The organism is Rhizobium sp. R711, from assembly GCF_002211365.1.
Lineage (GTDB): Bacteria > Pseudomonadota > Alphaproteobacteria > Rhizobiales > Rhizobiaceae > Rhizobium.
Genome location: NZ_LOKZ01000001.1, coordinates 397,067 through 419,588, shown reverse-complemented (window position 1 = coordinate 419,588; position 22,522 = coordinate 397,067). Strand labels below are relative to the sequence as shown.

19 protein-coding genes are annotated in these 22,522 nt (G+C 62.7%); 13 read left to right on the top strand and 6 right to left on the bottom strand.

Translation table 11 applies throughout. The features are described from left to right. The first annotated feature begins 1 nt into the window (after position 1). From ATY80_RS01960 to ATY80_RS01950, 3 genes are all read left to right on the top strand, one after another. A complete protein-coding gene (locus tag ATY80_RS01960) occupies positions 2–1,114 on the top strand; it encodes an ABC transporter permease (protein WP_088690802.1) in 1,113 nt (370 codons plus the stop codon). Between the two features lie 109 nt (positions 1,115–1,223). Beyond that, the gene (locus ATY80_RS01955; protein ID WP_088690801.1) at positions 1,224–2,099 is read left to right on the top strand and encodes a hypothetical protein; all 876 of its coding nucleotides are present in this window, start codon (positions 1,224–1,226) and stop codon (positions 2,097–2,099) included. 248 nt (positions 2,100–2,347) lie between these two features. Continuing rightward, on the top strand, positions 2,348–4,027 hold the full coding sequence (locus ATY80_RS01950) for a glycoside hydrolase family 3 N-terminal domain-containing protein (RefSeq protein WP_088690800.1): 1,680 nt from the start codon (positions 2,348–2,350) through the stop codon (positions 4,025–4,027). Positions 4,028–4,320: 293 nt separating this feature from the next. On the opposite strand, the gene ATY80_RS01945 is transcribed toward ATY80_RS01950, so the two are convergent. From ATY80_RS01945 to ATY80_RS01925, 5 genes are all read right to left on the bottom strand, one after another. After that, positions 4,321–5,391, bottom strand: a complete 1,071-nt coding sequence (locus ATY80_RS01945; protein ID WP_088690799.1) for an LLM class flavin-dependent oxidoreductase — start codon at positions 5,389–5,391, stop codon at positions 4,321–4,323. Between the two features lie 66 nt (positions 5,392–5,457). Further along, positions 5,458–6,612 (bottom strand): acyl-CoA dehydrogenase family protein, encoded by a 1,155-nt coding sequence (locus ATY80_RS01940; RefSeq protein ID WP_088690798.1) that lies wholly within the window; start codon positions 6,610–6,612, stop codon positions 5,458–5,460. Positions 6,613–6,631: 19 nt separating this feature from the next. Next, the gene (locus ATY80_RS01935) at positions 6,632–7,669 is read right to left on the bottom strand and encodes an ABC transporter substrate-binding protein (protein ID WP_088690797.1); all 1,038 of its coding nucleotides are present in this window, start codon (positions 7,667–7,669) and stop codon (positions 6,632–6,634) included. A gap of 9 nt (positions 7,670–7,678) precedes the next feature. Then, entirely contained in the window at positions 7,679–8,857 is a 1,179-nt protein-coding gene (locus tag ATY80_RS01930) for an LLM class flavin-dependent oxidoreductase (protein WP_088690796.1), read from the bottom strand. 23 nt (positions 8,858–8,880) lie between these two features. Then, positions 8,881–10,488 (bottom strand): ABC transporter substrate-binding protein, encoded by a 1,608-nt coding sequence (locus ATY80_RS01925; protein WP_088690795.1) that lies wholly within the window; start codon positions 10,486–10,488, stop codon positions 8,881–8,883. Positions 10,489–10,762: 274 nt separating this feature from the next. On the opposite strand from ATY80_RS01925, the gene ATY80_RS01920 reads away from it, so the two are divergent. From ATY80_RS01920 to ATY80_RS29350, 9 genes are all read left to right on the top strand, one after another. Next, complete coding sequence (locus ATY80_RS01920) at positions 10,763–11,752, top strand: ABC transporter permease (protein ID WP_088690794.1); 990 nt, start codon at positions 10,763–10,765, stop codon at positions 11,750–11,752. Further along, positions 11,749–12,753: an ABC transporter permease gene (locus tag ATY80_RS01915; protein ID WP_088690793.1), complete on the top strand. Its 1,005-nt coding sequence runs from the start codon at positions 11,749–11,751 to the stop codon at positions 12,751–12,753. Before ATY80_RS01920 ends, ATY80_RS01915 begins: the two co-directional genes overlap by 4 nt. After that, positions 12,753–13,745, top strand: coding sequence for an ABC transporter ATP-binding protein (locus tag ATY80_RS01910; protein ID WP_088690792.1), 993 nt, complete (start codon positions 12,753–12,755; stop codon positions 13,743–13,745). Before ATY80_RS01915 ends, ATY80_RS01910 begins: the two co-directional genes overlap by 1 nt. Next, complete coding sequence (locus ATY80_RS01905; RefSeq protein WP_088690791.1) at positions 13,726–14,661, top strand: oligopeptide/dipeptide ABC transporter ATP-binding protein; 936 nt, start codon at positions 13,726–13,728, stop codon at positions 14,659–14,661. Before ATY80_RS01910 ends, ATY80_RS01905 begins: the two co-directional genes overlap by 20 nt. Positions 14,662–14,675: 14 nt before the next feature. Further along, complete coding sequence (locus ATY80_RS01900) at positions 14,676–15,734, top strand: aldo/keto reductase (protein WP_088690790.1); 1,059 nt, start codon at positions 14,676–14,678, stop codon at positions 15,732–15,734. Between the two features lie 80 nt (positions 15,735–15,814). Next, positions 15,815–17,056 (top strand): acyl-CoA dehydrogenase family protein, encoded by a 1,242-nt coding sequence (locus ATY80_RS01895; protein WP_088690789.1) that lies wholly within the window; start codon positions 15,815–15,817, stop codon positions 17,054–17,056. 33 nt (positions 17,057–17,089) lie between these two features. After that, positions 17,090–17,884, top strand: a complete 795-nt coding sequence (locus tag ATY80_RS01890) for an amidohydrolase family protein (protein WP_245306735.1) — start codon at positions 17,090–17,092, stop codon at positions 17,882–17,884. Between the two features lie 232 nt (positions 17,885–18,116). Further along, positions 18,117–18,938 carry an FAD/NAD(P)-binding protein gene (locus ATY80_RS29355; RefSeq protein ID WP_245306734.1) on the top strand — a complete coding sequence of 274 codons (822 nt, stop codon included), beginning with the start codon at positions 18,117–18,119 and terminating at the stop codon, positions 18,936–18,938. Next, the gene (locus ATY80_RS29350; protein ID WP_245306733.1) at positions 18,881–19,531 is read left to right on the top strand and encodes a hypothetical protein; all 651 of its coding nucleotides are present in this window, start codon (positions 18,881–18,883) and stop codon (positions 19,529–19,531) included. The genes ATY80_RS29355 and ATY80_RS29350 overlap by 58 nt, the downstream gene beginning before the upstream one ends. A 68-nt stretch (positions 19,532–19,599) precedes the next feature. Here the strand turns inward: ATY80_RS29350 and ATY80_RS01880 are convergent, their stop codons facing one another. Further along, the gene (locus tag ATY80_RS01880) at positions 19,600–21,216 is read right to left on the bottom strand and encodes an ABC transporter substrate-binding protein (RefSeq protein ID WP_088690788.1); all 1,617 of its coding nucleotides are present in this window, start codon (positions 21,214–21,216) and stop codon (positions 19,600–19,602) included. A 295-nt stretch (positions 21,217–21,511) separates the two neighbouring features. On the opposite strand from ATY80_RS01880, the gene ATY80_RS01875 reads away from it, so the two are divergent. Beyond that, a complete protein-coding gene (locus tag ATY80_RS01875) occupies positions 21,512–22,522 on the top strand; it encodes a LysR substrate-binding domain-containing protein (protein WP_088690787.1) in 1,011 nt (336 codons plus the stop codon).

Genomic DNA, 22,522 nt, shown 5'->3' with positions numbered 1-22,522 from the left:
CATGCGTCCAGCCAGTGTTTATCGACTGGGGATCAAGGAGCTCTGGGGCGTCGCACGCGATCCGATGCTCCTCGTTCTGATTATCTATTCCTTCACCCTATCAATTTACACGGCGTCGAACTCTCTGCCTGAAACGCTGAACCGGGCTGCCATCGCCATTGTGGATGAAGATCAGTCGCCACTTTCCGCTCGCATCATAACAGCATTCTATCCGCCCTACTTCGTTGTTCCGAATGTCATTGCGCTCTCGCAGGTCGATCGCCGCATGGATGCCGGGCTGGATACATTCGCACTTGTCATTCCACCGAATTTCCAAAGGGATGTCCTTGCCGGCAGATCGCCGAGTATTCAGCTGAACATCGATGCGACACGGATATCCCAGGCCTTTACGGGGGGAGGCTACGTTCAGTCGATCGTCTCGGGCGAGGTTAACGAGTTCGTCAACCGACATCGCGGCGGTGATCCGGTACCGGTGGCATTGACGCTGCGATCGCGGTTCAATCCCGAGTTGGACAAGAGCTGGTTCGGCTCGATCAACAATGTCATTTCTTCAATCACGATGCTTTCGATCATCCTGACCGGTGCGGCGCTGATCCGCGAGCGTGAACATGGCACGATCGAGCATCTGCTCGTCATGCCCATCACGCCGCTGGAGATCATGCTGAGCAAGATATGGTCGATGGGCCTGATTGTCGTTGCCGCCTCCACTTTTTCTCTAATTGTTATCGTTCAGGGGCTGCTCGAAGTGCCGATCGAAGGCTCCTTTGTGCTCTTTGTGATCGGGACCACGCTTGTCGTGTTTGCCACCAATTGTCTCGGCATTTTCCTTGCAACGGTCGCAGGCTCGATGCCGCAGTTCGGCCTGCTCCTGATGTTGGTGCTGATCCCCCTTCAGTTGCTCTCCGGTGGAACGACGCCGCGCGAAAGCATGCCGGAGATAATCCAGAACATCATGCTGGCAGCGCCAAATACCCACTTCGTGATCTTGTCGCAGGCCGTTTTATTCCGCGGGGCTGGCCTTGCCGTGGTTTGGCCACAGCTTGCGGCACTTGCGACGATTGGCGCCATCTTCTTCTATCTTGCACTGCGTCGCTTCAGGCAGTTCCTGCGCTAGACGGATCAATCACCGGTGAACTTGAAGCATATTCGTGCCTGGCCGTTCTTCCTCAAGTCTATCCGTTGTGTCAGAGATTGCCTGTCTGACAACAGGAGGCGTATTTTTCTTGACGATCGGGTTTGCGCATGCCGAATTGATAGCCGTGCTCGTGGCAGTAACGGGCGGCGAACCGCGTGTGATGACGATCCGGTCCGGAGAGGCCTTGCCGTCTGGTCCGTTCGAAATGGGTCATCGCACCTTGCAGAGCGGGCTGCGTGAATGGGTTCAGGAGCAAACAGGCCATCCGGTCGGCTACCTCGAGCAGCTCTATACCTTCGCCGATCGCGACCGAAATACCGAGATCCTTGGCGGCAGGACGATCTCCATCAGTTATCTCGGTCTGGTGCGGGAGCAGGCCGCAAGGGGGGCGGGCGGGCCTGCCTGGCATGGCTGGTACAGCTATTTTCCCTGGGAGGACTGGCGCGCCGGGCGCCCCGCCGTCCTAGACGATATCGTTGCGCATCTGGTCGCCTGGACAAAGCGCGACCGCGTTCGTCAGGAGGAGCGGTTGCGCCGAGTGAACTTCGCTTTTGGAAGCGGTGAGCTCGCCTGGAACGAAGACCTGGTGCTGCAGCGCTATGAAATCCTCTACGAGGCCGGTCTCGTAAAAGAGGCGGGCTGCCCACCGGAGGTAAATTGCGGTCGGCCGATGTTTGCCGATCATCGGCGCATTCTTGCGACTGGCATTGCTCGATTGCGGGCGAAAATCAAATATCGGCCCGTCGTCTTCGAGTTGATGCCGGCAAGCTTTACCTTGCTGCAATTGCAGCGCAGTGTTGAGGCGCTCGCCGGCTTGACACTCCATAAGCAGAATTTCCGACGGTTGATCGAGCAGCAGGAACTGGTCGAGGAAACTGGCGATACGACCAGCGAAACGGGCGGCCGCCCCGCAAAGCTGTTCCGCTATCGAAGTGAAGATCGCGAATACGAGTCACAAATCTAGATCCGATCTGGTGACGACTGCGATTTAACCCGTATTTGTGTCATTTCGAGCCCTGGCGCGAACGCTCGACCCTAGCGACTGAACCGCTCAAAGTATTGTTACGGCGTGCAAGAGCGCGAAAGCGCGCTTGAGCAGCTCGCGAGCAAGCGTTGCCTTCTGCGTCAAGTGAGTGGATAGTTGCTTGCCTGGAGGCATGAATTCAGGCGCACACGTACCATCATCACTGAGCTTTGCCAACGAGGGGACCTGTGACGATTTACGATGAACTTCGCAAGCCACCGTTCAGCCTTGATGACGCCGCGATCGCCTGGGTGCGTGATGTTTATGCATCGCTCGACCTCGACGACAAAATCGGCCAGCTCTTCACCCTGGTCATGATTGGGACGGATGAAGAGGAGTTCAAGCGTGTCGGTCAGTTGAGGCCAGGTGGCGTCACCCGGTTTTTCACGCCTGACCTCGACTTCGAACGGCGCGTCATCTCGGACCTGGTCGCCAGAAGCAAAGTGCCACCGATCATCAGCGCGGATCTGGAAGGAAGCCGCCATTCCTTCGCTTTCGGCACTCCGGTGCTCGGACAACTTGGTCTCGCCGCCGTCGACGACATAGAGGCGACCGAGAAAAGTTCACAAATCCTTGCCCGCGAGGGTCGGGCAATGGGAGTGCGGTGGTCGTTCACGCCGGTCATCGACATCAATGCCGCCTTCCGATCAGCGATCGTCGGCACGCGCTCTTACGGTTCCGATGTCGACAGAATTGAGCGCCACGCCGTCGCCCATGTTCGCGGCCTCCAGCAAAATGGAATTGCCGCCACCGCCAAGCACTGGCCGGGCGAAGGCTACGACGACCGTGATCAGCATCTTGTCACGACCGTCAATCCACTCTCGATGGACCAATGGGGAGAAACCTTCGGACGACTTTACAAACGGCTGATCGGCGAGGGCGTGCTGGCCGTGATGAGTGCGCATATTTCGCTGCCGGCTTACGTCCGGTCCAAGATCCCTGATGCTGGCCTTGAAGCTTTCCGCCCGGCCTCGGTTTCGCGATTGCTGAACATCGATCTGCTGCGCAATCAGCTGGGCTTCAATGGCATCATTGTCTCTGACGCCACTCCAATGGGTGGCCTGTCGGCCTGGGGCCATCACACGCAGACCATGCCTGATATCATCGCGAATGGCTGTGACATGATCCTCTTCAGCGACGCGCCGCAGGAGGATATGGCAGCGGTCAGGTCCGCTGTCGTCGATGGGCGAATAACGCCTGAGCGACTAGAGGAGGCGGTTCTTCGCGTGCTGGCTCTCAAAGCGCACCTCAAACTCTTTCAGCCATCGGACGTCCTGCCCGACGCTGCGCAAGCGCGCGGCCTGCTTGCGCATCCTGACAGCGTTGCGGCTTCGAGGTCGTACATCGCTCGCTCACCCACGCTCGTGAAGGATGTTCACAGCATCTTTCCGCTTGATCCGGCCAAGTCAAAACGCGTGCTGTTGGTCGATGGAGGTATCGTCCATCCGCTCATGCAGCAGCCACCGAAATTCGTGCTGCCGGAGCTCCTGACGAAAGAGGGATTTGAAGTCACGATCGACCGACCGGACATCGTGCCGAGCCCTGACGATTTCGATCTGGTGATTTACGCGCTGGGCGACGAATCGCTACTCGTGCGAGGCCGGATTTTTGTTGATTGGCATCGAATGGGAGGCGGGGGTCTGTTCAAGGCCATGTACCGACCCTGGACGAATATTCCCTCGGTGATGATCTCATTTGGCCATCCATATCATCTTTACGACGCACCACGCATACCAGCCTATATCAACGCCTACTCGACCATGGACGCCGTGCAGCAGGCCGTTGTGGACTGCATGCTCGGGCGCATGCCTTTCCTTGGCACGAACCCGGTGGATCCATTTTGCGGCCTTGAAGACGCGCGCTATTGAAGCGTAAGGCTCACCCGGTCAAACTCACCGCAGGACGGTTGCCTCTCCTTGGAAGGTGAAGCAATGTGTTGCAAAGGCGCGGGTTCGGCGCGTCGATCGTGCGGCGCCCGAAATCGGACGAGCGATCGGAATCTTGCGTTGAGCCTTTGCTCGACGCGGCAGCGGCGCGCGCCCTTGATCAAAACTGCTCATAACCTGAAGCCGTAGGTTTAAATCCTGACCCCGCAACCCAGTGGCCGTACTCGCGAGACATAGCTTAATCGGGCCGTCGGCAGATGGCCCCGCCGGGAAGCTCAATTGACCAGGTGAGGCAGCAGCTGGTTGCCCTGACGCTTGATCTCAGTGAGGTAAGGCGTGTCGGAGAGCACGAAGTGCGTGATGCCCAGATCCTGGTATTTGCGCAGGGAGCGGGCAACGTCCGCGGCCGAGCCGACCAGCCAGGTCGTGCCGGCGCCGCCGCCGCCGAATTTGCCGGGTGCGGTATAGAGGTTGTCGTCAAGGACATCGCCGGCTCGGTGCAGATCGAGCAGGCGCTGTTGTCCGACCGCGACGGCTCTGCGGTGATCGCTCCACCCAGCGCCGCCGCCCTTTGCCATTTGCGCAACCTTTGCCTCGGCATCGGCCCAGGCCTGCTCCGTGGTGTCGCGCACCAGCGTCGTGATCCGCAGGCCGAACTCCAGGGGCGGGAGATCGCGGTCCAGATCCCGGCTTAGCACCTTCAGGCGTTCGATCCGCTCGCGAACCCCATCCAATGTCTCGCCCCAGAAAAGTTGAACATCGGCCTCGGTCGCCGCCACTCTCTCCGCGGCTTGCGAGGCGCCGCCGAAATAAAGCTTCGGGTGACGCCGATCGCCGCGGCTCTCAATGCGTGGCACGACCGTAGACTCGCTGACACGAAAATGCTCACCACGGTAGCTGACATTTTCTTCGGTCCAGAGCCTGCGAACCAGCCGCATGAATTCTTTGGTGCGGGCGTAACGCTGCGCTTGATCTCCCTCCTCATCGCCATAGGCGGCAAGGTTGTCGAGACCGGACACGATGTTGACGCGCACGCGCCCGCCCGTCAGGTGATCGAGGGTAGCGACGGCCGAGGCAACGTTCGCTGGTCGCCAGTAGCCCGGGCGAATTGCGATCAGCGGCTCGAAGCTCGTCGTGCATGCCGCGAGCGCGGCAGCAACAGTGAACGTGTCGGGCCTTCCCCATCCCGTTCCGATGAGCGCGCCTTTCCAACCATGCTCTTCAAGTGCCTTGGCATGTTCCGTCAAAGTCGCCAGGCTGTTGTGGTTTTCAGCCACTGAATCGCCGCGGTGGCCCGCTCTGATGTCATTGGGTATGTACCAGAGAAACTCACTGTTTTTGCTCATGTCTTGCCTGCACGTGGAATGACGGGGCGAAACGCAAGGCCGTCGGTGACCAAGCGTCCCGAATTGCTAGTGGGATGCAACGCGGCTGAGCGCATTGCGCGCGGCAATCGATCTGATCATATGGCTCTGGGGTGCATGCGAACGCGCGGTTATCGCGTCGCGATGATGGCGCTCGAGTTGAAAATCACGGCTGAGGCCGGGATTTCCGGCGAGGTCGAGGGCGAGGCTGGTGATCGCGACGGCATTGTCGATGACGACATGGCGGACATGCATGCCATCCATTCCCACGACCCTGCCGGCATCGACGTCTTCGCCGAGCGAGCGCAGCAGTCGGGCGTTGGTCGCAAGCCGGACTTCGATTTCTCCGAGGCCATCCTGAATGCGGGGAACGGTCGATAGCGGCGCGCCGAGGCTTGCCGGCGTGTGGTGGGCGGCGAAGGCGAGGACGCGGTCACGGGCGGCAAGCGCCACGCCATGGTAGACCGCTCCGATCAGCGAGAAGAAGAAGGCCGTTGCATGTTCTTCGCGACGAAGGGGCTCGGAGGCGAGTTGGGCTTCGATGATGTCTTCGAGCGGGATGACGACGTCGTCGAGGATGACATCGTCGCTCGCCGTCGCATGCATGCCGGCGGCGTTCCATGCCTTTTCGATGCGCAAGCCGGGGCTGTCGGTGGGAACGAGGAAGGAAGCCAAGCGGGGTTCTGCTTCATCCGTCAGTGCCAGCAGTGACACCCACTTGAGCACGGGTATGCCGGTCACGTAGCTCTTGTGACCGCTGATGCGCCAGGTGTCGCCGTCGCGGCGCGCGATGGTCTCGGGCAGTGCGCCGTGCGCGGGGGAGCCGATGCGCGGCTCGGCCTGGGCGGCGTTGATCAAGGCAGGGCCGAGCCGGTTGGCCGTCAGCACGCGCTCGGCGAGATGGGCGGGCCACCTGGCGAAGCGGCGCAGGCTGTAGTGGCTGTTGTAGTGCATGGCGAGCACAAGCGCGGTCGAGGGTTCGCCGCGCGCGATCTCGCTGATCACGGCTTGTGCCTCGGCAAGACCGCCACCATGGCCGCCATGTTCAGGCGCCGTTACCAGCCCAAGCAGCCCGGCATCGAAGAGACGCGTGAAATTCTCGAATGGGAAGTCTCCTGTTGCGTCATAGTGGGCGGCGCGTTCGGCGAAATCCACGGCGAGCCGCCGCGCTTTGTCGACCGGATCGATCTTTTCCTGAAGCATAATGTTCGGGTCTCCCGGTTCAGGCCACGGCGCGCTGGTCGAAAGCGTCGATATGACGGCGGTCGACCCAGTGCGCGATGTCAAAGTCGGCGGCGAGGAAGCCGAAGTCGCGCAGGAAGTCCTTGTAGTGGCCGATTGCGTCCACCAGCTCTGGCTGCAGGCCAAGGCCGAGGTGCTTGTGGATGTCAGGACCATTGGCGGCGAGAACCTGCTCTTCGGTGGCACCCGCCTCGCGCGCGACGAAACGCCTCGTTTCTTCAGGATGGGCCTCGGCCCAGGCACTTGCCTTGAAGATCGAGTCCAGCAGGCGCGCGACGAGATCCGGCCGCTCGTCGGCCAGCAGCTCGTCCACCGTCAGCACGCGAGGCGAGCCGGAATTGATGCGGATCTTCGGATCGGGGTGGAAGCCGAACTCGGCCACTTCAACGGCACCAATCAGGTTGGCGACATTGATCCCCGCCGTGCCTTTCACGTAGATGGCGTCGACGTCGCCGCGAATAAGCGCGGCGACTTCCTCGCCATAGGCCTGTCGGCGCTTCAGGCCGAAGAGGGACGGACCTTCCTGTGTCGACAGCACGGAATCCGAAAGCGCGATGTCGACGATCTCGACGTCGTCGAGCGCCAGGCCTTCGAGCGAGAGGGCGGAAACGAGCCCCTTGAGAGCCGTGGCGCGCATGAAGTCGACGATGCCCTCGGGGCGGCGGGCGATGCCGAAGCGGCGCCCCTTCAGGTCCTTCGTGGTCTTGATGGCGGTTTCCGGCAGGGTGATGATCGCCTGGAATTCGTCGGTCCAGGTGATGCCGACCAGCCGCGTCTTGCGGCCTTCGGAGCGGGCACGGATTGGCGGCACGTTGCCGCCATGGCGGAACGACCAGTCGAGCGTGTGGTTGAAATGGCTCTGACGAATGTTGCGATCGGGGGAGTCGATGATCGACTTCAGCGTCACGCCCTCCTTGCGGAAGTTTTCCTCGAGGTAGCCGAGCTGCGCGGCAAGCCCGACGGGCGTCGGCACCGGGCAGCGCGTGTACCAGATTTCGGAAATGTCATTGCTTGTCATGGCGTTCTCCTAGTGGCGCAGGCCGGCTTGCTTCATCAGCGGCAGGACGTCCGAGCCGAAGAATTCAAGATCGTCGCGGAAGTCGAAGAAGCTGAGCTGCAGGCCATCGACGCCGGCCTCCCTCAACTTGACGAACTGATCGACGACCTGCTCGGGCGAACCGATGACGCGAATATTGCCGCCGATGGCACGGTAAGGATCCTGCGGATCACGGCCCTTCCAGGCTTGAGCATCCGAGTTCAGCGACTGGAATCCCTGCGGCGAACGCTGGTCGGCATGGGCGACAATGCGGTTGGCAAGCTCCCAGGCCTCCTTCTCCGTCGGCCGGCAGATCACCATCGGGTTCAGCAGCGTACGCACGGTGCGGCCGACGCCGATGGCCGCGTCCTTGACGCGCTTCGCATGCGCCGGAAGCGATTCCAGCGCGCTGTCGATGTCGGCGCCCGTCGGGCTGGTGATGAAGACGATATCGGAGTAACGGCCGGCAAAGGCGATGCCGGCATCCGAACCGGTGGCGTTGACGAGGATCGGGCGGCCGAAATTGGGCTTCGGCGTGACGAAGCCGCCACCGAGCTTCCAGCTGCTTTCACCTTCGAATGAGAAGTTCTCGCTGTCGCTCCACAGGCGCTGGACGACCTCGAGGAATTCGGCCGCCAGTTCATACCGCTTGTCGTGCTCGATGCGCGGCCAGCCGAACATCTCGTGTTCGACCGCCCGGTGGCCGGTGACCACGTTGATGCCCCAGCGCCCGCCGGTGATATGGTCGAGCGTTGCGCCGAACTTCGCCAGATGCAGCGGATGCCATGGGCCATAAAGCACATGCATGGTCGAGATCAGCATGATCTTCTTTGTGAGGCCGGCCAGCGCCGCCGTCGAGACGAAGCTGTCGAGCGCCTGCCCGTCGAAGACGCCGCCATAGCCGCCCTTGGGCAGCCATTGCGACAGGGCGAAGACGAGATCGAAGCCGAGTTCCTCGGCCTTCATTGTCAGGGCCTTGTTGTAGTCGAAACGCCAGTCGGTCGATCGCTCCAGCGTCGATTGCGTCCAGCCGCCGGCCTGGATCGGCAGGAAGAGGCCGAGAAGCACGGGCTGTTTCAGCGCCTGGGACAGCGGGCTTTCCGGGAAATCGGTCGGGGCGGCGAATTTCGGCAGGCCGACGATCGAGCCGGGACGATGTTGAATGGACATGATTATGCTCCCGTTGGTCTTGCTCAGGACGCTGCGACGTAGGCAAAGGCGAGGCTGCCCGCGATGCCTTCGCCGCCGATCGTGTGGTCGGAGATCCGCTGGTTGTAGATCGTTAGTTCCGGCTGGCTGACGATGTCGATCGCCGGAACGTCCTCGACGAGGATTTGCTGGATCTGGCGCCACTGCTCGACACGCTTCGCCGGATCGACCTCGATGGCGGCTGCCTCGAGCAGTTCGTCGACCTTGGGGTTGCTGTAGGCAGCCCCGTTCGAGAAGGGGACGCCGGGCTTGAAGTTCTTGCTCCAGTAGAGGCGCTGCACGCCAACTGTCGGATCGAAGAGGTTGCTCATGCCCTCGAAGGCGAAGTCGAAGTCGCGGTCGGTGTAGATGCGCTTCGTATAGGTCGCGAAATCCTGGCTGCGAACGGTGGCGTCGATGCCGACCTTGGCGAGTGCCTGGCGGATATACTCGGAGCCGCGCGGATAGGTCTCGCCGCTCGGCACGTAGTCGAGATTGATGCGCGCGCGGATGCCATCGGCACCGCGCGTGTAGCCCGCCTCGTCGAGAAGCTTCCCGGCGGCGGCAAGATCGATCGGATAGGTCTTGAGATCCGGCACGTACCATTTGGCAAGATTGGGATTGATCGGTCCGGGGATCGCGGCGCCGTAGCCGTAATTGATGGTATTGAGGATGACGTTGCGGTCGATCACATGGGCAAAGGCGCGGCGCACCCGCACATCCTTGAAGAAGGGGCGCTCGAGGTTGAACTCGATGCGGCTGACGCCGTTCTGGTATTGATAGCCCTTGGTTTCGAAAGCGAGCCCTTCGGCGCTCTGCAGCCGTTCGAGGTCGCTGAGCGGCACAGGCGTCGAGGGCGCGAGATCGATTTCGCCGGTCTCGATCGCGATTGAGCGAGCGGCGGCATCCGGGATGAAGCGGATGATCAGCTGGTCGAGATAGGGGCGGGGCTGGTCCCAATAATCGGGGTTGCGCTCGTAGACGATATGGCTGCCACGCACCCACTCCTTGAATTTGAAGGGGCCGGTTCCGATCGGCGCCAGATTGGCCGGGTTCTCCGCGACCTTGGTGCCCTCATAGATATGACGCGGCACGATTGGCGTTTCGGAGGCGGCAAGCGCGGTGATCAGATAGGGCGCCGGCTTGGAGAGCTTCAGGATGGCCGTCTGCGCGTCGGGGGTTTCGACGTCGACGAGATTGAGGAAGGTGTTGCGGCCGCGCGGGTGCACTTCCTTCAGGGTCTTGATCGAGAAGGCGACGTCGGCGGACGTGAAGGCCTGTCCGTCATGCCATTTCACGCCGTCCCGCAGCTTGAAGGTATAGGTGAGGCCATCGGGGCTGACGGTCCATTCCTTGGCCAGCAGCGGCTTCGGATTGAGTTCGAAGTCGTAGGTGAGCAGCCCTTCCGTCGTCTTCGGCGAGACGTAGACCGCGTTATACGCGGTGTGGGCGATCGTCGTCAGGACTGGCGGCTCGGCCGCAAGCAGAAGCGTTGCCGTGCCGCCGCGTGTTGCGGTTGCTGCAAAGGCCGGAAGCCCTGCCGTTGCGGTGACGCCGAGCGCGACCGAGGCCAGGAGAAAGCTGCGGCGCGTGGGTGCGGGAAATAGTGACATCTTGTTCAACCCTCATGATCCAGGGGCCGTCGCGGCCCGCTTCAGTGCCATTCCGCCGATCGATCCTGCCTTAGAGATTTTTGCCCCTTCATCGCTATGAAGGGGCATGAACTTCTAACAAGTCGCGATATGCGGTATCATGTTTCTAAAAGGTCGCTAGGAAGCGATGTGGTTGGAATTATTTACCAATATGGATTTGACAAAACCCACAGAATTAGTCAACTACTAAGCGACGGAACGAGGTGAAATCTTTTCGGATCGCGAGGTAGGGGACATGTCGGCTTACAGGCGGATCGGTCGAACGATCATCAGGACGATCATTCAGGCCGTGCCTACAATGCTTGGGATCGTCATCCTCAATTTCTTCCTGTTGAAACTGGCACCCGGCGATGCCGCCGACGTTATGGCGGCGGAATCGGGTTCGGCTACGGTCGAGACCATGGCGGCGCTGCGCGAGCGTTTCGGGCTCGATAATCCGATCCTGGTGCAGCTCGCCAATTACCTCAATAACCTCGCGCATTTCAGTCTCGGCTTTTCGCCGCGCTATGGCATGTCCGTCGCCGATCTGATCGGCCAGCGCCTCCCGGGTACGCTTCTGCTCATGCTTGCGGCATTGACCATTGCAATTGCGGTCGGGTTGCTTCTCGGCTCGCTGATGGCGACCTTCTCCGGACGCCTGCCGGATCGCATCATCTCGGTGATTTCGCTGCTTTTCTATTCGATCCCCGGCTTCTGGATCGGCCTGATGCTGATCCTGCTCTTCTCGGTCAAGCTTGGCTGGCTGCCGAGTGGCGGCGACAGCACGATCGGCTCACGGCTGACGGGTGTCCCGGCGTTGCTCGACAGAGCGCGTTACATGGTGCTGCCGGCAACCTCGCTCGCGCTCTTTTATCTCGCGATCTATGCCCGGCTGACGCGCGCCTCGATGCTGGAGGTGAAGTCGCAGGATTTCGTGCGCACCGCACGCGCCAAGGGTGTCTCGCCCTTCGTGCTGACCACCCGGCACGTGCTTCGCAATGCTCTCATCCCGATCACCACCATGGCCGGCATGCACTTCGGCGGGATGCTCGGCGGCGCGGTCGTGGTCGAGACCGTCTATAGCTGGCCGGGCCTCGGGCGCCTTGCCTTCGAAGCCGTCATGGCGCGCGATTTCAGCGTGCTGCTCGGCATCCTTTTGCTTTCATCCTTCCTCGTGATCGTCGCCAACGCGGCCGTCGACCTGCTGCAGGCCTGGATCGATCCCCGAATTGGAGCAAGCCGATGAACAGTCAGAAACTTGGAACACTGGCCGGCCGGGCGATCGACTTCGCGCCGCAGGCAAAGGCAGAGACCGCCCAGCCAGCCCCGGAAGCGCCAAAGCAGCCGCGCTGGACACATATTCACGCGCCCGATGTGCGCGCCTCGGTTTCGGGGACGGCATGGCGCGGCGTGCGCCGGGAGCTGAAGGTCTTCCTCGCCAATTACAACGCATTGTTCGGCACGGCGATCCTGCTTCTGGTCGCGCTGTCTGCGCTATTCGCACCACTTCTCTTCCCGGGCGATCCGCTCGAGATGGTGGCGCGACCCTTCCTCTGGCCCGGCCAGAACCCTGCCTATCCGCTCGGCACGGATTCCATGGGACGTAACGTGCTGGCCGGCATCGTGCATGGCGCGCGGATCTCGCTGACGGTTGGGCTGGCGGCCACCGCGCTCGGGCTGACGGCGGGGATCGCGATCGGCGCCGTGGCCGGATATTTCGGCGGCCTGATCGACGATATCCTCGTCAAGTTCATCGAGATATTCCAGACCATTCCGAGCTTCGTGCTGCTCGTCGTCCTCGTGGCGATCGCCCAGCCGACGACGGCAACCGTGACCATTGCCATCGCGATCGTCTCCTGGCCGACGGTGGCGCGGCTGACGCGTGCCGAATTCCGGGCGATCCGTGAGAAGGACTATGTGCAGGCCGCCCGCAGCCTCGGCTTCGGCCACACACGCATCATCTTCCGCGAGATCCTTCCCAATGCGCTGCCGCCGCTGATCGTCACCTCGTCGGTGATGGTGGCAAGCGCGATCCTGATGGAATCGGCACTCTCCTTCATGGGCCTGGGCGATCCCAACCGCGTCTCCTGGGGCTCGATGATCGGCGCTGGCCGCGATGTCATCCGCACCGCCTGGTACCTGACGGCGCTGCCGGGTCTGGCGATCGTCTTCAGCGTGCTCTCGCTCAACCTGATTGGCGATGGCCTGAACGACGCGCTGAACCCGCGCTTTTCGGAGGATCGCTGATGGCCAGGCTTCTTGAGGTTTCCGACTTTTCGGTGCGCTTCGCGTCCGGCGAACCGGTGAAGGGCGTGAGTTTCTCGGCCAATCCGGGCGAGATGCTCGCGATCGTCGGGGAATCCGGCTCCGGCAAGTCGCTGACGGCGCTTGGCCTGATGGGGTTGCTGCCGCGGCACGCAAAGGCAGGCGGTCAGATCCGTTTTGACGGGCGCGATCTGGTCGGCCTCCCGGAACGGGAGCTGCGCCGCATCCGCGGCCGCGATATCGCTATGATCTTTCAGGAGCCGATGACATCCCTCAATCCGGTGTTGACGATCGGCGATCAGATCATCGAGGTGCTGCGCATCCATGAGGACCTGCGCCGGCGCCAGGCGCGGGAGCGCGCCATCGCGCTGCTCGACCTCGTCAGCATTCCCGAGGCGCGCCGCCGCATCGACGAATATCCGCACCAGCTCTCCGGCGGCATGCGCCAGCGCGTGATGATCGCGATCGCGGTCGCCTGCAATCCGAAACTGCTGATCGCGGACGAAGCAACGACGGCGCTCGACGTGACGATCCAGGCGCAGGTCCTGCAGCTGCTCGATAACCTTCGCGTGCAGCTGAACATGGCCGTCATCCTGATTACCCATGATCTCGGCATCGTCGCGCAATGGGCCGATCGCGTCGTCGTCATGTATGCCGGGCGCAAGATCGAGGAGGGGCTTCCGGGCGAGGTGTTCGAGAAGCCGTATCATCCCTACACGAACGGCCTCCTGTCGGCATCGCCGCGCCTCAAGGCCGATTACCACTACCGTGACGGGCCGCTCTCCGAGATTCCGGGCTCAATCGTTTCGGCGGCCGGCGAGAAGGGCTGTTCGTTCCGCCCGCGCTGTCCGGTCGCGCGGCCATCCTGCGCCTCCGTGGTGCCGCAACTCATCGCACTGGCGGCCGGTCGGCAGGTGGCGTGCCCCCATGTTCCAGCCATTGCGGAGAAGGCCCATGTCGCTGCTGTCGGTTGACCGGCTCTCGACCCATTACGCCGGAGCTGCAGGCACGGTGCGCGCCGTCGATGGCGTGTCGCTTGAGATCGCCGAAGGCGAGACCGTGGCGCTGGTCGGTGAATCCGGTTGTGGCAAGTCCACGCTCGGCAAATCGCTGGTGCGGCTTGTCGATCCGTCGTCGGGGAACGTGACCTTCAAGGGCAGGGACGTTACCGCCATGGCGGGGCGCGAACTGAAATCGGTCCGGCGCAGCATCCAGATGATCTTCCAGGATCCCTTCGCCTCGCTCAATCCGAGGCAGACGATCCGCACCATCCTGACGGCACCTCTCGCGGTCCATGGCATCGGCGAGCGCAAGCAGCGCGAGGCGATCGCGGCTCAGATGGTGGCCCATGTCGGCCTCCCGGCGGATTCGCTCGATCGCTACCCGCACGAGTTCTCCGGCGGCCAACGCCAGCGCATCGGCATCGCCCGTGCACTGATCCTGCAGCCGGAACTGGTCATCTGCGACGAGCCCGTCTCGGCGCTCGACCTGTCTATCCAGGCGCAGATCCTCAACCTGCTGGTCGAGATGAAGACGGAGCTGTCGCTATCCTATCTCTTCATTTCGCACGACCTCTCCGTCGTGCGCTATTTCGCCGACCGGGTGCTCGTCATGTATCTCGGCCGCATCGTCGAGAGCGCGCCGACGAGCGAGCTCTGGAAGGGCGCCAAGCATCCCTACACGCAGGCGCTGCTTGCAGCCGTGCCGGATCCGTCGCGGCGCAAGCAGGCGGTGCCGATCACAGGCGATCTGCCGAGCCCGCACAATCCGCCGTCCAGCTGCCGTTTCCATACGCGCTGTCCGCTCGCCACCGATATCTGCCGGGCCGAAGACCCGGCGTTCCGCCAGTTCGGCAACGGCCATGCCGCCGCCTGCCATCACGCTCAGTAAGAAGGAAGAATACAATGGTCGATTATCGCTATCTCGGGCGCAGCGCGCTCAAGGTGTCACCGCTCAGCCTGGGAACCATGATGTTCGGTGGGCCGACGCCTGACGACGTCGCGTTCCGCATCATCGACAAGGCGCGCGAGCAGGGGATCAATTTCATCGATACGGCCGATGTCTATCACGACGGCAAGTCGGAAGAGGTTGTCGGCAAGGGCATCAAGGCGCATCGCGATCACTGGGTGCTGGCGACGAAGTTCGTCAACTCGCACAAGAAGGGTCCGAACCTCGGCGGTCATTCGCGCAAGTGGGTGATCGAGACCGTGGAGAATTCGCTGCGTCGCCTCAACACTGAGTATATCGACATTCTCTATTTTCACCGGGCCGTCTTCGATGCACCGCTGGAAGAGCCGGTGCGCGCGATCGCCGACCTGATCCGCGCCGGCAAGCTGCGCTATTTCGGCGTCTCCAATTTCCGCGGCTGGCGCATTGCCGAGATCGCACAGCTTGCCGATGAACTCGGGATCGACCGCCCGGTGGCGAGCCAGCCGCTCTACAACATCGTCAACCGCACTGCGGAGGCGGAGCAGCTGCCGGCCGCCCACCACTACGGTCTCGGTGTCGTTTCCTACTCGCCGCTCGCACGTGGCGTGCTGACCGGCAAGTATGAGCCGGGCAAGGAACCCGCCGCCGATACCCGCGCCGGTCGCGGCGACAAGCGTATCCTAGAGACCGAATGGCGTCCGGAATCGATTGCGATCGCCAGCGAGATCGCCTCGCACGCCGCCCGCAAGGGGATTTCGCCGACCGAGTTCGCGCTCGCCTGGGTGCTGAACAACAAGCTGATCTCGGCGGCGATCACCGGACCACGCACGGAAGAGCATTGGGACAGCTATATCCGCGCGCTCGACGTCAAGCTCGACGCCGAGGACGAGGCGCTGGTCGACCGGCTGGTCACAACCGGCCACCCGTCGACCCCCGGCTTCAACGATCCGAGCCATCCGGTCGAAGGCCGCGTGCCGCGCAGCGCGGCAGCTGGCGCCGACAATGTCGTGCCGCTGACGCGCGCCGTCGCCTGATCATGACCTCTTGATCACAAGACAGGGACCCGCGGTGCGGCGGGTCCCATCATCTCTTTCCCGGCCGAGAAGGGTCCCGCATGCCGAATACCGCTCCTTCAGCACTGTCCGCCACGCCCACGCAAGAGGGCGGTGAGCTCTCGACGCTGCTCGCGAAGATCCCTGATCTGGCGGCGGAAATCGCGAAGGAGGCGGCCAAGCGGGATCTAGAGCGCGAGCTTCCCTTCGAGGCCTTCCGCCAGTTCAAGGAAGCGGGGCTTGGCGCGCTGCGTATTCCGGTCGCGCTCGGAGGCCCCGGCGGATCTGTTGCCGATTACATCGAAACCATCATGGCGATCGGGGCTGCGGATTCGAACATCGCGCATGCGCTGCGCAGCCATTTCAACTTCACCGAAACCCTTATTCTGACGCCCAATACGGCGATCGATCGCACGCAGCTCGGGCGGGTTCTGTCGGGCAAGCTTTTCGGCGGTGCGCATACCGAACAGGGCACGAAGCGCCCCGGCGAAGTAACGACGCGGTTGACGAAATCAGGCGATCATTACCGCCTCAACGGCCGCAAATGGTATGCGACCGGTACGGCATTCTCGGACTTCGCCTCCTTCAGCGCGAAGAACGACGACGGCGAGTTCGTGAGTGTCCTGCTGCCTGTCGATCGTCCCGGCATCTCCATTCTCGACGACTGGGACGGCATGGGTCAGCGGTTGACCGCAAGCGGTGGCGTTCTCCTCGAAAATGTTGAAGTGCTGCCGCATGAAATCTCCACGCGCGGGCTCAACACGCTGGTCGGTCGCCACACCTCGACCTTGCGGCAGCTCCACCTCGCGGCCTCGATGGCGGGTGCCGTGCGTGGCGCGCTGGCCGAAGGGACGGACTATGTGCGCCGGCAGGCGCGCTCGGCGGCCCATAGCGCGGCCGAGACCGCCAATGCCGATCCCTTCGTGCAAAAGATTCTCGGCGAGATCGCCGCCGGCTCCTTTGCCGTCGATACGCTCATCCGCGAAAGCGCCCGTGCGCTCGACAGGACGGCGGCGGCATTCGGCGCGGGCGATCCGCAGGCGCTCGAGCCCGCGCTGATCGAGAGCGCGCTGACGACGGCGCGCACGCAGATCGTCGCCTCGCAAATCGCGCTTGCCGCCGCCACGAACATCTTCGAACTCGGCGGCGGTTCCGCGACGTCGCGCCACCTCAATCTCGACCGGCACTGGCGCAACATCCGCACGGTGCTCAACCACAACCCGCTGCTGCACAAGGCGCGCGTGGTCGGCGACTTCTACATCAACGGAACCACGACGCACCTGGAGGAAGGTAAGGTCTTCTAAAGCCTGCCGCGCAGCGATCGTCACGGAGTTACCATGAGCAGGCTCGATATCGTCGATTTCCATACACATTTCCTGCCGAAGGGCTGGGAAGTGTACCACGCGCCCGGTCGCCCGCTCGATCCGCTATGGGCACGGATCGGCACGAAGATCTCCGATCTCGATGCGCTGATCGCCGATAGTGATGCGGCTGGTATCGCGCTGCGAGTCATTGGCGTTGCCCATTCCATGGTCGCTGGGCCCGATGCGGATCTCGGCTCCGTGACCCGGCGGCTGAATGACGATCTCGCGGCGACGGTTGCGCGCCGTCCGGATCGCCTCTTCGCCTTGGCGACCGTGGATGCATTCGGCGGTGAGGCAGCCGCGGCCGAGGCGCGGCGCGCCATCATCGAACTCAACCTGTCCGGTCTGTTTCTCGACAGCGCAAAGGGCGACAGGCTGATCGAAGCGCCGGAAGCGCGGCCTGTGCTGCGGGTCGCCGCGGAGCTCGGCGTTCCCGTCTTCCTGCATCCGATCAATCCCGAGCCGCTTGCGACGCAGCTATCAGGCCTCGGCAGGCTTGGCACCCGCCTGAGCCGCGGCACGATCAACGCCGCCGCCGCGATCTCGCTGGTGACATCAGGCGTTTTCGAGGAGCTGCCGGAGCTTCGGGTCGTCATTACCGCTCTCGGGGTTTCGGCGCTTGCGCTGACCGGTCCCTTCGGCGAACTGCCGTCCATTTTCACCGATGCGCCGGCCGGCAAGCGGCGCCATCTCTACATCGACATCATGCCATCCGAGGCGCGCTTCATCCGCTTCGTGACCGGCCTCCTGGCGCCGATCATGTTCTGACCGGCAGTGACTGGCCGATCCTCGGACACGATCCGACACAGGACGGACTGGCAGCAGCCTTTAAGGCGGCCGGATTGAGCGAGCATGAGGCAGAGCTGATTGCCAGCCGCAATGCCCTTGAACTGCTGAAAGGTCATCGCCACGCCCGCAACCGGCTGATTGATAAGCGGCGTCCGCCCGTTCCACGTCAGGCATAGCACGCCCCATCGACACCGGTGGGAAAGGAGGCTCATTGCGCATTGATCGTATTCCGCATCACTCCATCGCCATCGTCGGGGGCGGCTTTGCCGGCGCGGCGACCGCGCTCAAGCTGCTTGATCGCACCGAGGTGCCGCTGGCGATCACCATCATCGAACGGCGCGAGGAGCTCGGTCGCGGCATTGCCTACAGCACGCCGGAGCCGGTCCATCTCGTCAACGGACCGGCGGAGATCTTCTCCCTCCATCCCGAAGACCCGGACCATCTTTCGCGTTGGCTGGTCGAGCACGGCCTCGCCAATGGCTGGACGCCGCCCGCCGAGGTGGGCTCAAGCAGTCCGCCGCGCTATCTCTACGGAACCTATGTTCGCGACGAACTCGCGCGTGCGGTGGCCAATGCGCGACTTGGCTCGACGTTGCGGCATATCCGGTCGTCGGCATCTGCACTTGTCGCCGCGCCGAGCCGAATCCGGATCACCATCACCGACGGTGCTGTCGTCGAGGCCGACGAGGCCATTCTGGCCCTTGGCGCCTTCCAGCCTCGGCTGTCGGAAGCCGAATCCCAGCTTGCCGGCCATCCGCGCTTCGCGGCCAATCCGTGGGACACGCGCGCGCTCGATCGGCTGGTCGATTGCGACGAAATCCTGCTGATCGGTTCCAGCCTGTCGATGGTCGATGCCATCGCCAGCATGGAGGCGAGGGGCTATCGCGGCGCTACCGCGCCATATCGCGTCGTGGCCAGTTCGTGGAAGGGCGCAGGACCGTCGAGGCGGCGCGCGACTTTCTGGCCGATGGCCCATTGCCGGCGACCACGCGCGAGCTGCTGTCACGCGTCAAGGCGGAACGGCGGGCGATAGCGGCTGGCGGTGCGGACTGGCAGGGCCTGCCGCTGGCGATCCGTCCGCATATTCTGTCGCTGTGGCAGGGTGCCAGCGATCGCGAGCGGCTGCGGTTCACCAGGCATCTCAGGGCCTTCTGGGACGTGACCGCGCACCGCTCGGCGCCGGAGAGCCACCAGATCGTCGAGAGCGTCATTTCTGAAGGTCGGCTGAAGCATGGCCGCGCCCGCATCCTCGGATTTGCCGCCGAGGATGGCGATATCACCGCCAGCCTAAAGACGGGGGCGGACGTCGAGACGGTGTCGTTCGACGGCGTGATCGATTGCCGGGGGCATCAGCTGCATGACTGGCGCCGGATATCCGATCCCTTCGTGAAGAGCCTGCTCGCAAGCGGCGAAGTTCGTCCTCACAGCACCGGTTACGGCATCGATGCGACCCCCGCCGGCGACCTCATCAACGAGGAAGGCCGTGTTCATCGCAATCTCAGCGCCATCGGGCATCCGCTGCGCGGCGTTGCGTGGGAATCAAGCTCGATCACCGAGCAGCGCGCCCAGGCGATTGCGCTTGCCGACCGCATCCTCGCGAAATTCACGCCAATCCGCGTCGCCTGATCTCATCGCGCAGAGCAGAAAGGGGCGCCTCGCGGCGCCCCTTTCCTGTGCAGGTCCGCCGCCGCACCTCAGCCTTCGCCGTCCTTGATGTAGGTATCAGCGAAGTTGGACTGCACGCCCTCGGCCCCGATCGTATGGTTCTTGACCCGCTTGTTGAACACGGTGACGTTTTCGAGCGCAATCAGGTTCACGACAGGCACTTCATCGGCAATGATCTTCTGGAAGGCGAAGAACTGCTCCTTGCGTTTCGCATCGTCGATCTCGACGGATGCGGCTTCGAGTAGCTCGTCCACCTCCGGGTTGGCATAGTGGCTGGCGTTCGAGAAGGGCAGGCCGAGCTTGAAGTTCTTCGACCAATAGATGCGCTGCACCCCGAGCGTCGGATCGAACTGGTTGCCGAGATATTCCGCCGTCACGTCGAAGGCGCGGTCGGTGTAGACCTTCTTGATGTAGGTGGAGAAATCGTAGGAATCTATCGTGGCGTTGATGCCGATGCGCGTCAGGTTCTGCTTCAGGTATTCGGCAACCCGCTTGAAGCCTTCATTGTAGGAATTGTGGGTGAGCCGCAGGTTGAAGCGTAGGCCGTCAGCGCCGCGCTTGTAGCCGGCCTCGTCGAGCAACTGTTCAGCGGCCTTCAGATCGAAAGCGTAGGGCTTGATCGAGGTGTCGAGATAGCGCGGCAGGAAGGTGCTGATCGGGGTCGGCGACACATGGCCATAGCCGTACCAGACGGTGTTCAGGATGACGTCGAGGTCGATCGCATGGGCGATGGCGCGACGGACACGGACGTCCTTCAGATACTCGTTGTCGAGATTGAAGATGAGCTGCGTCTGGTCGCCCTTGGTCTCGTAGCCGCGGGAATCGACAGCGATATTCGGGAGCGCCTTGACGCGTTCCAGATCGCTCAACGGGATCGGATTGTCGCCGCCGATATCGAATTCGCCGGTTTCGAAGCCGGCAGCACGGGCCGCGCCATCAGGCACGAAACGCACGATGACCTGGTCGAGATAGGGTTTGCCGGCATCCCAGTAATCAGGGTTGCGATCCAGGATGATGTGCGATCCGCGCACCCACTCCTTGAAGACGAACGGCCCCGTGCCGATCGGGGCGCTACCGTTCGGATTGGTCGGCACGTCCGCGATCGCAACGCCGTCATAGACGTGCTTGGGCACGATCGGCGATTCCGCCCCGTAAAGCGCGCTGAGGAGATAGGGGGCCGGCTTGGAAAGCCGGATCACGGCGGTCAGCGGGTCCGGCGTTTCGACCTTGGTCACGTTGGCGAAGGTGCCGCGGCCACGCGGGTGGACCTGCTTCAGAAGCTCGATGGAATAGGCGACGTCATCCGATGCGAAGGGCTTGCCGTCATGCCACTTCACGTTCGGGCGAAGCTTGAAGGTGTAGCTCAACCCATCGTCGCTGATCGACCATTCCGTGGCGAGCTGCGGCTTCGGCGTCAGATCGAAATCATAGGTCAGGAGGCCTTCGGTGATCTTCGGGCTGACTTTCTGGGTGCCGCCAGCCGTGTGGGCGAGCGTCAGGATCGTCGGCGGCTCCGGCTCGACGATGAAATTTAGCGTGCCGCCTTTTGTCGGTGCCGCAGTCTCGGCGAAGGCGCTGAGCGGCAGGAATGCGGTGAGGCCCGTCGCGGCGAGAAGTTTGTTGAGTTGGCGTCTGCTGATATCCATGAATACCCCTGAATTGCGATGGACGGCTCAATCGAAGCGTCGTCGCCGGCATCATCGGGCAGCGTGGCGCAAAACCGGAAGAATGTTTTTCTGCCTGTCCGGAAAAGGAAAACTTCGCATTGGGGGGCGGCGGCAGGCGCTGAGCACTGTAATCTACTAAAAATATAGACAAATAACAAAAATGAGTTTTTGCGTCTCCGATCAAGGTTCGCGGCGCAAGAAAATGTTCCGTCGGCAGCGCGGGAAGGAAAGGCGGTTCTCGTCTTCATGGGGAGGTTTGTGGTGCAATCGTCTCATGAGCACTTTTGCCGACTCTCGCAGAAAAGCAATCCAGCCGACGCTTGCGCGACTGCCGCCGCTGACATCGCTGCGGGCCTTCGTCGCGACGGCGCGACATCTGAATTTCGTTCGCGCCGCCGAAGAGCTGCATGTAACCTCGGCAGCGGTCGGTCAACAGATTCGCCTGCTGGAGGACTACCTCGGTCAGGCGCTTTTCGACCGTGTCCGTGGCCAATTGCACCTGACGCCCGCCGGGCTGGCCCTGGTGCCTGGATTGACCGGCGCCTTCGACGCCGTTCTCGCCGCCATGGCCCAATTCGTTCAAAGCGACCATGAACAGCCAATCTGCATCTCGGTCGCCCCGTCCTTTGCCAGCAAATGGCTCATCCCGCGGCTGGACGCGCTGCGGCGGGCGGCTCCCGGGCTGCAGGTGCTTGTCGATGCGTCGACCCAGCTGACCAACCTCGATGCCGGCGACGCCGATTGCGTGATCCGCTATGGAAGCGGACCGTATCCGGGGCTTATCGTCGATCATCTCTTTTCCGAGGCCGTGCTGCCGGTCTGCAGCCCGGAATTTGCCGATACGCATGGGCTGTGGGGCAGGCCGGAGACGATCGAAGATGTGCCGCTACTGCACGAGGAGGGAGCCGAGCATGATCAGTCGTGCCCGGACTGGGGCGGATGGCTGCGTGCTGCCGGGCTAACCCATCGTCTGTCGCAGGGCGGGTTCCGGCTCAATCAATCGTCTCTTGTCCTCGATGCCGCGCTGGCAGGACAGGGTCTGGGGCTCGGCAAGATCCGGCTGGCGGAAGCCGACATCCGTTCCGGACGGCTGGTCAGCCCCTTCGGCGTCCCGCAGCCGGTCAGCTCCTCCTACTTTTTCGCCACCACGGCGCATACGGCGCGGCTGATGCGCGTCGATCTGTTTCGCGAGTGGCTGCTTGCCGAGGCACGCGCCCTGCAGACGATGGACGAGATCATCGCACGCCGCATCGAGCCGGCCGCCGACATGATGGCGGCCGAGTAA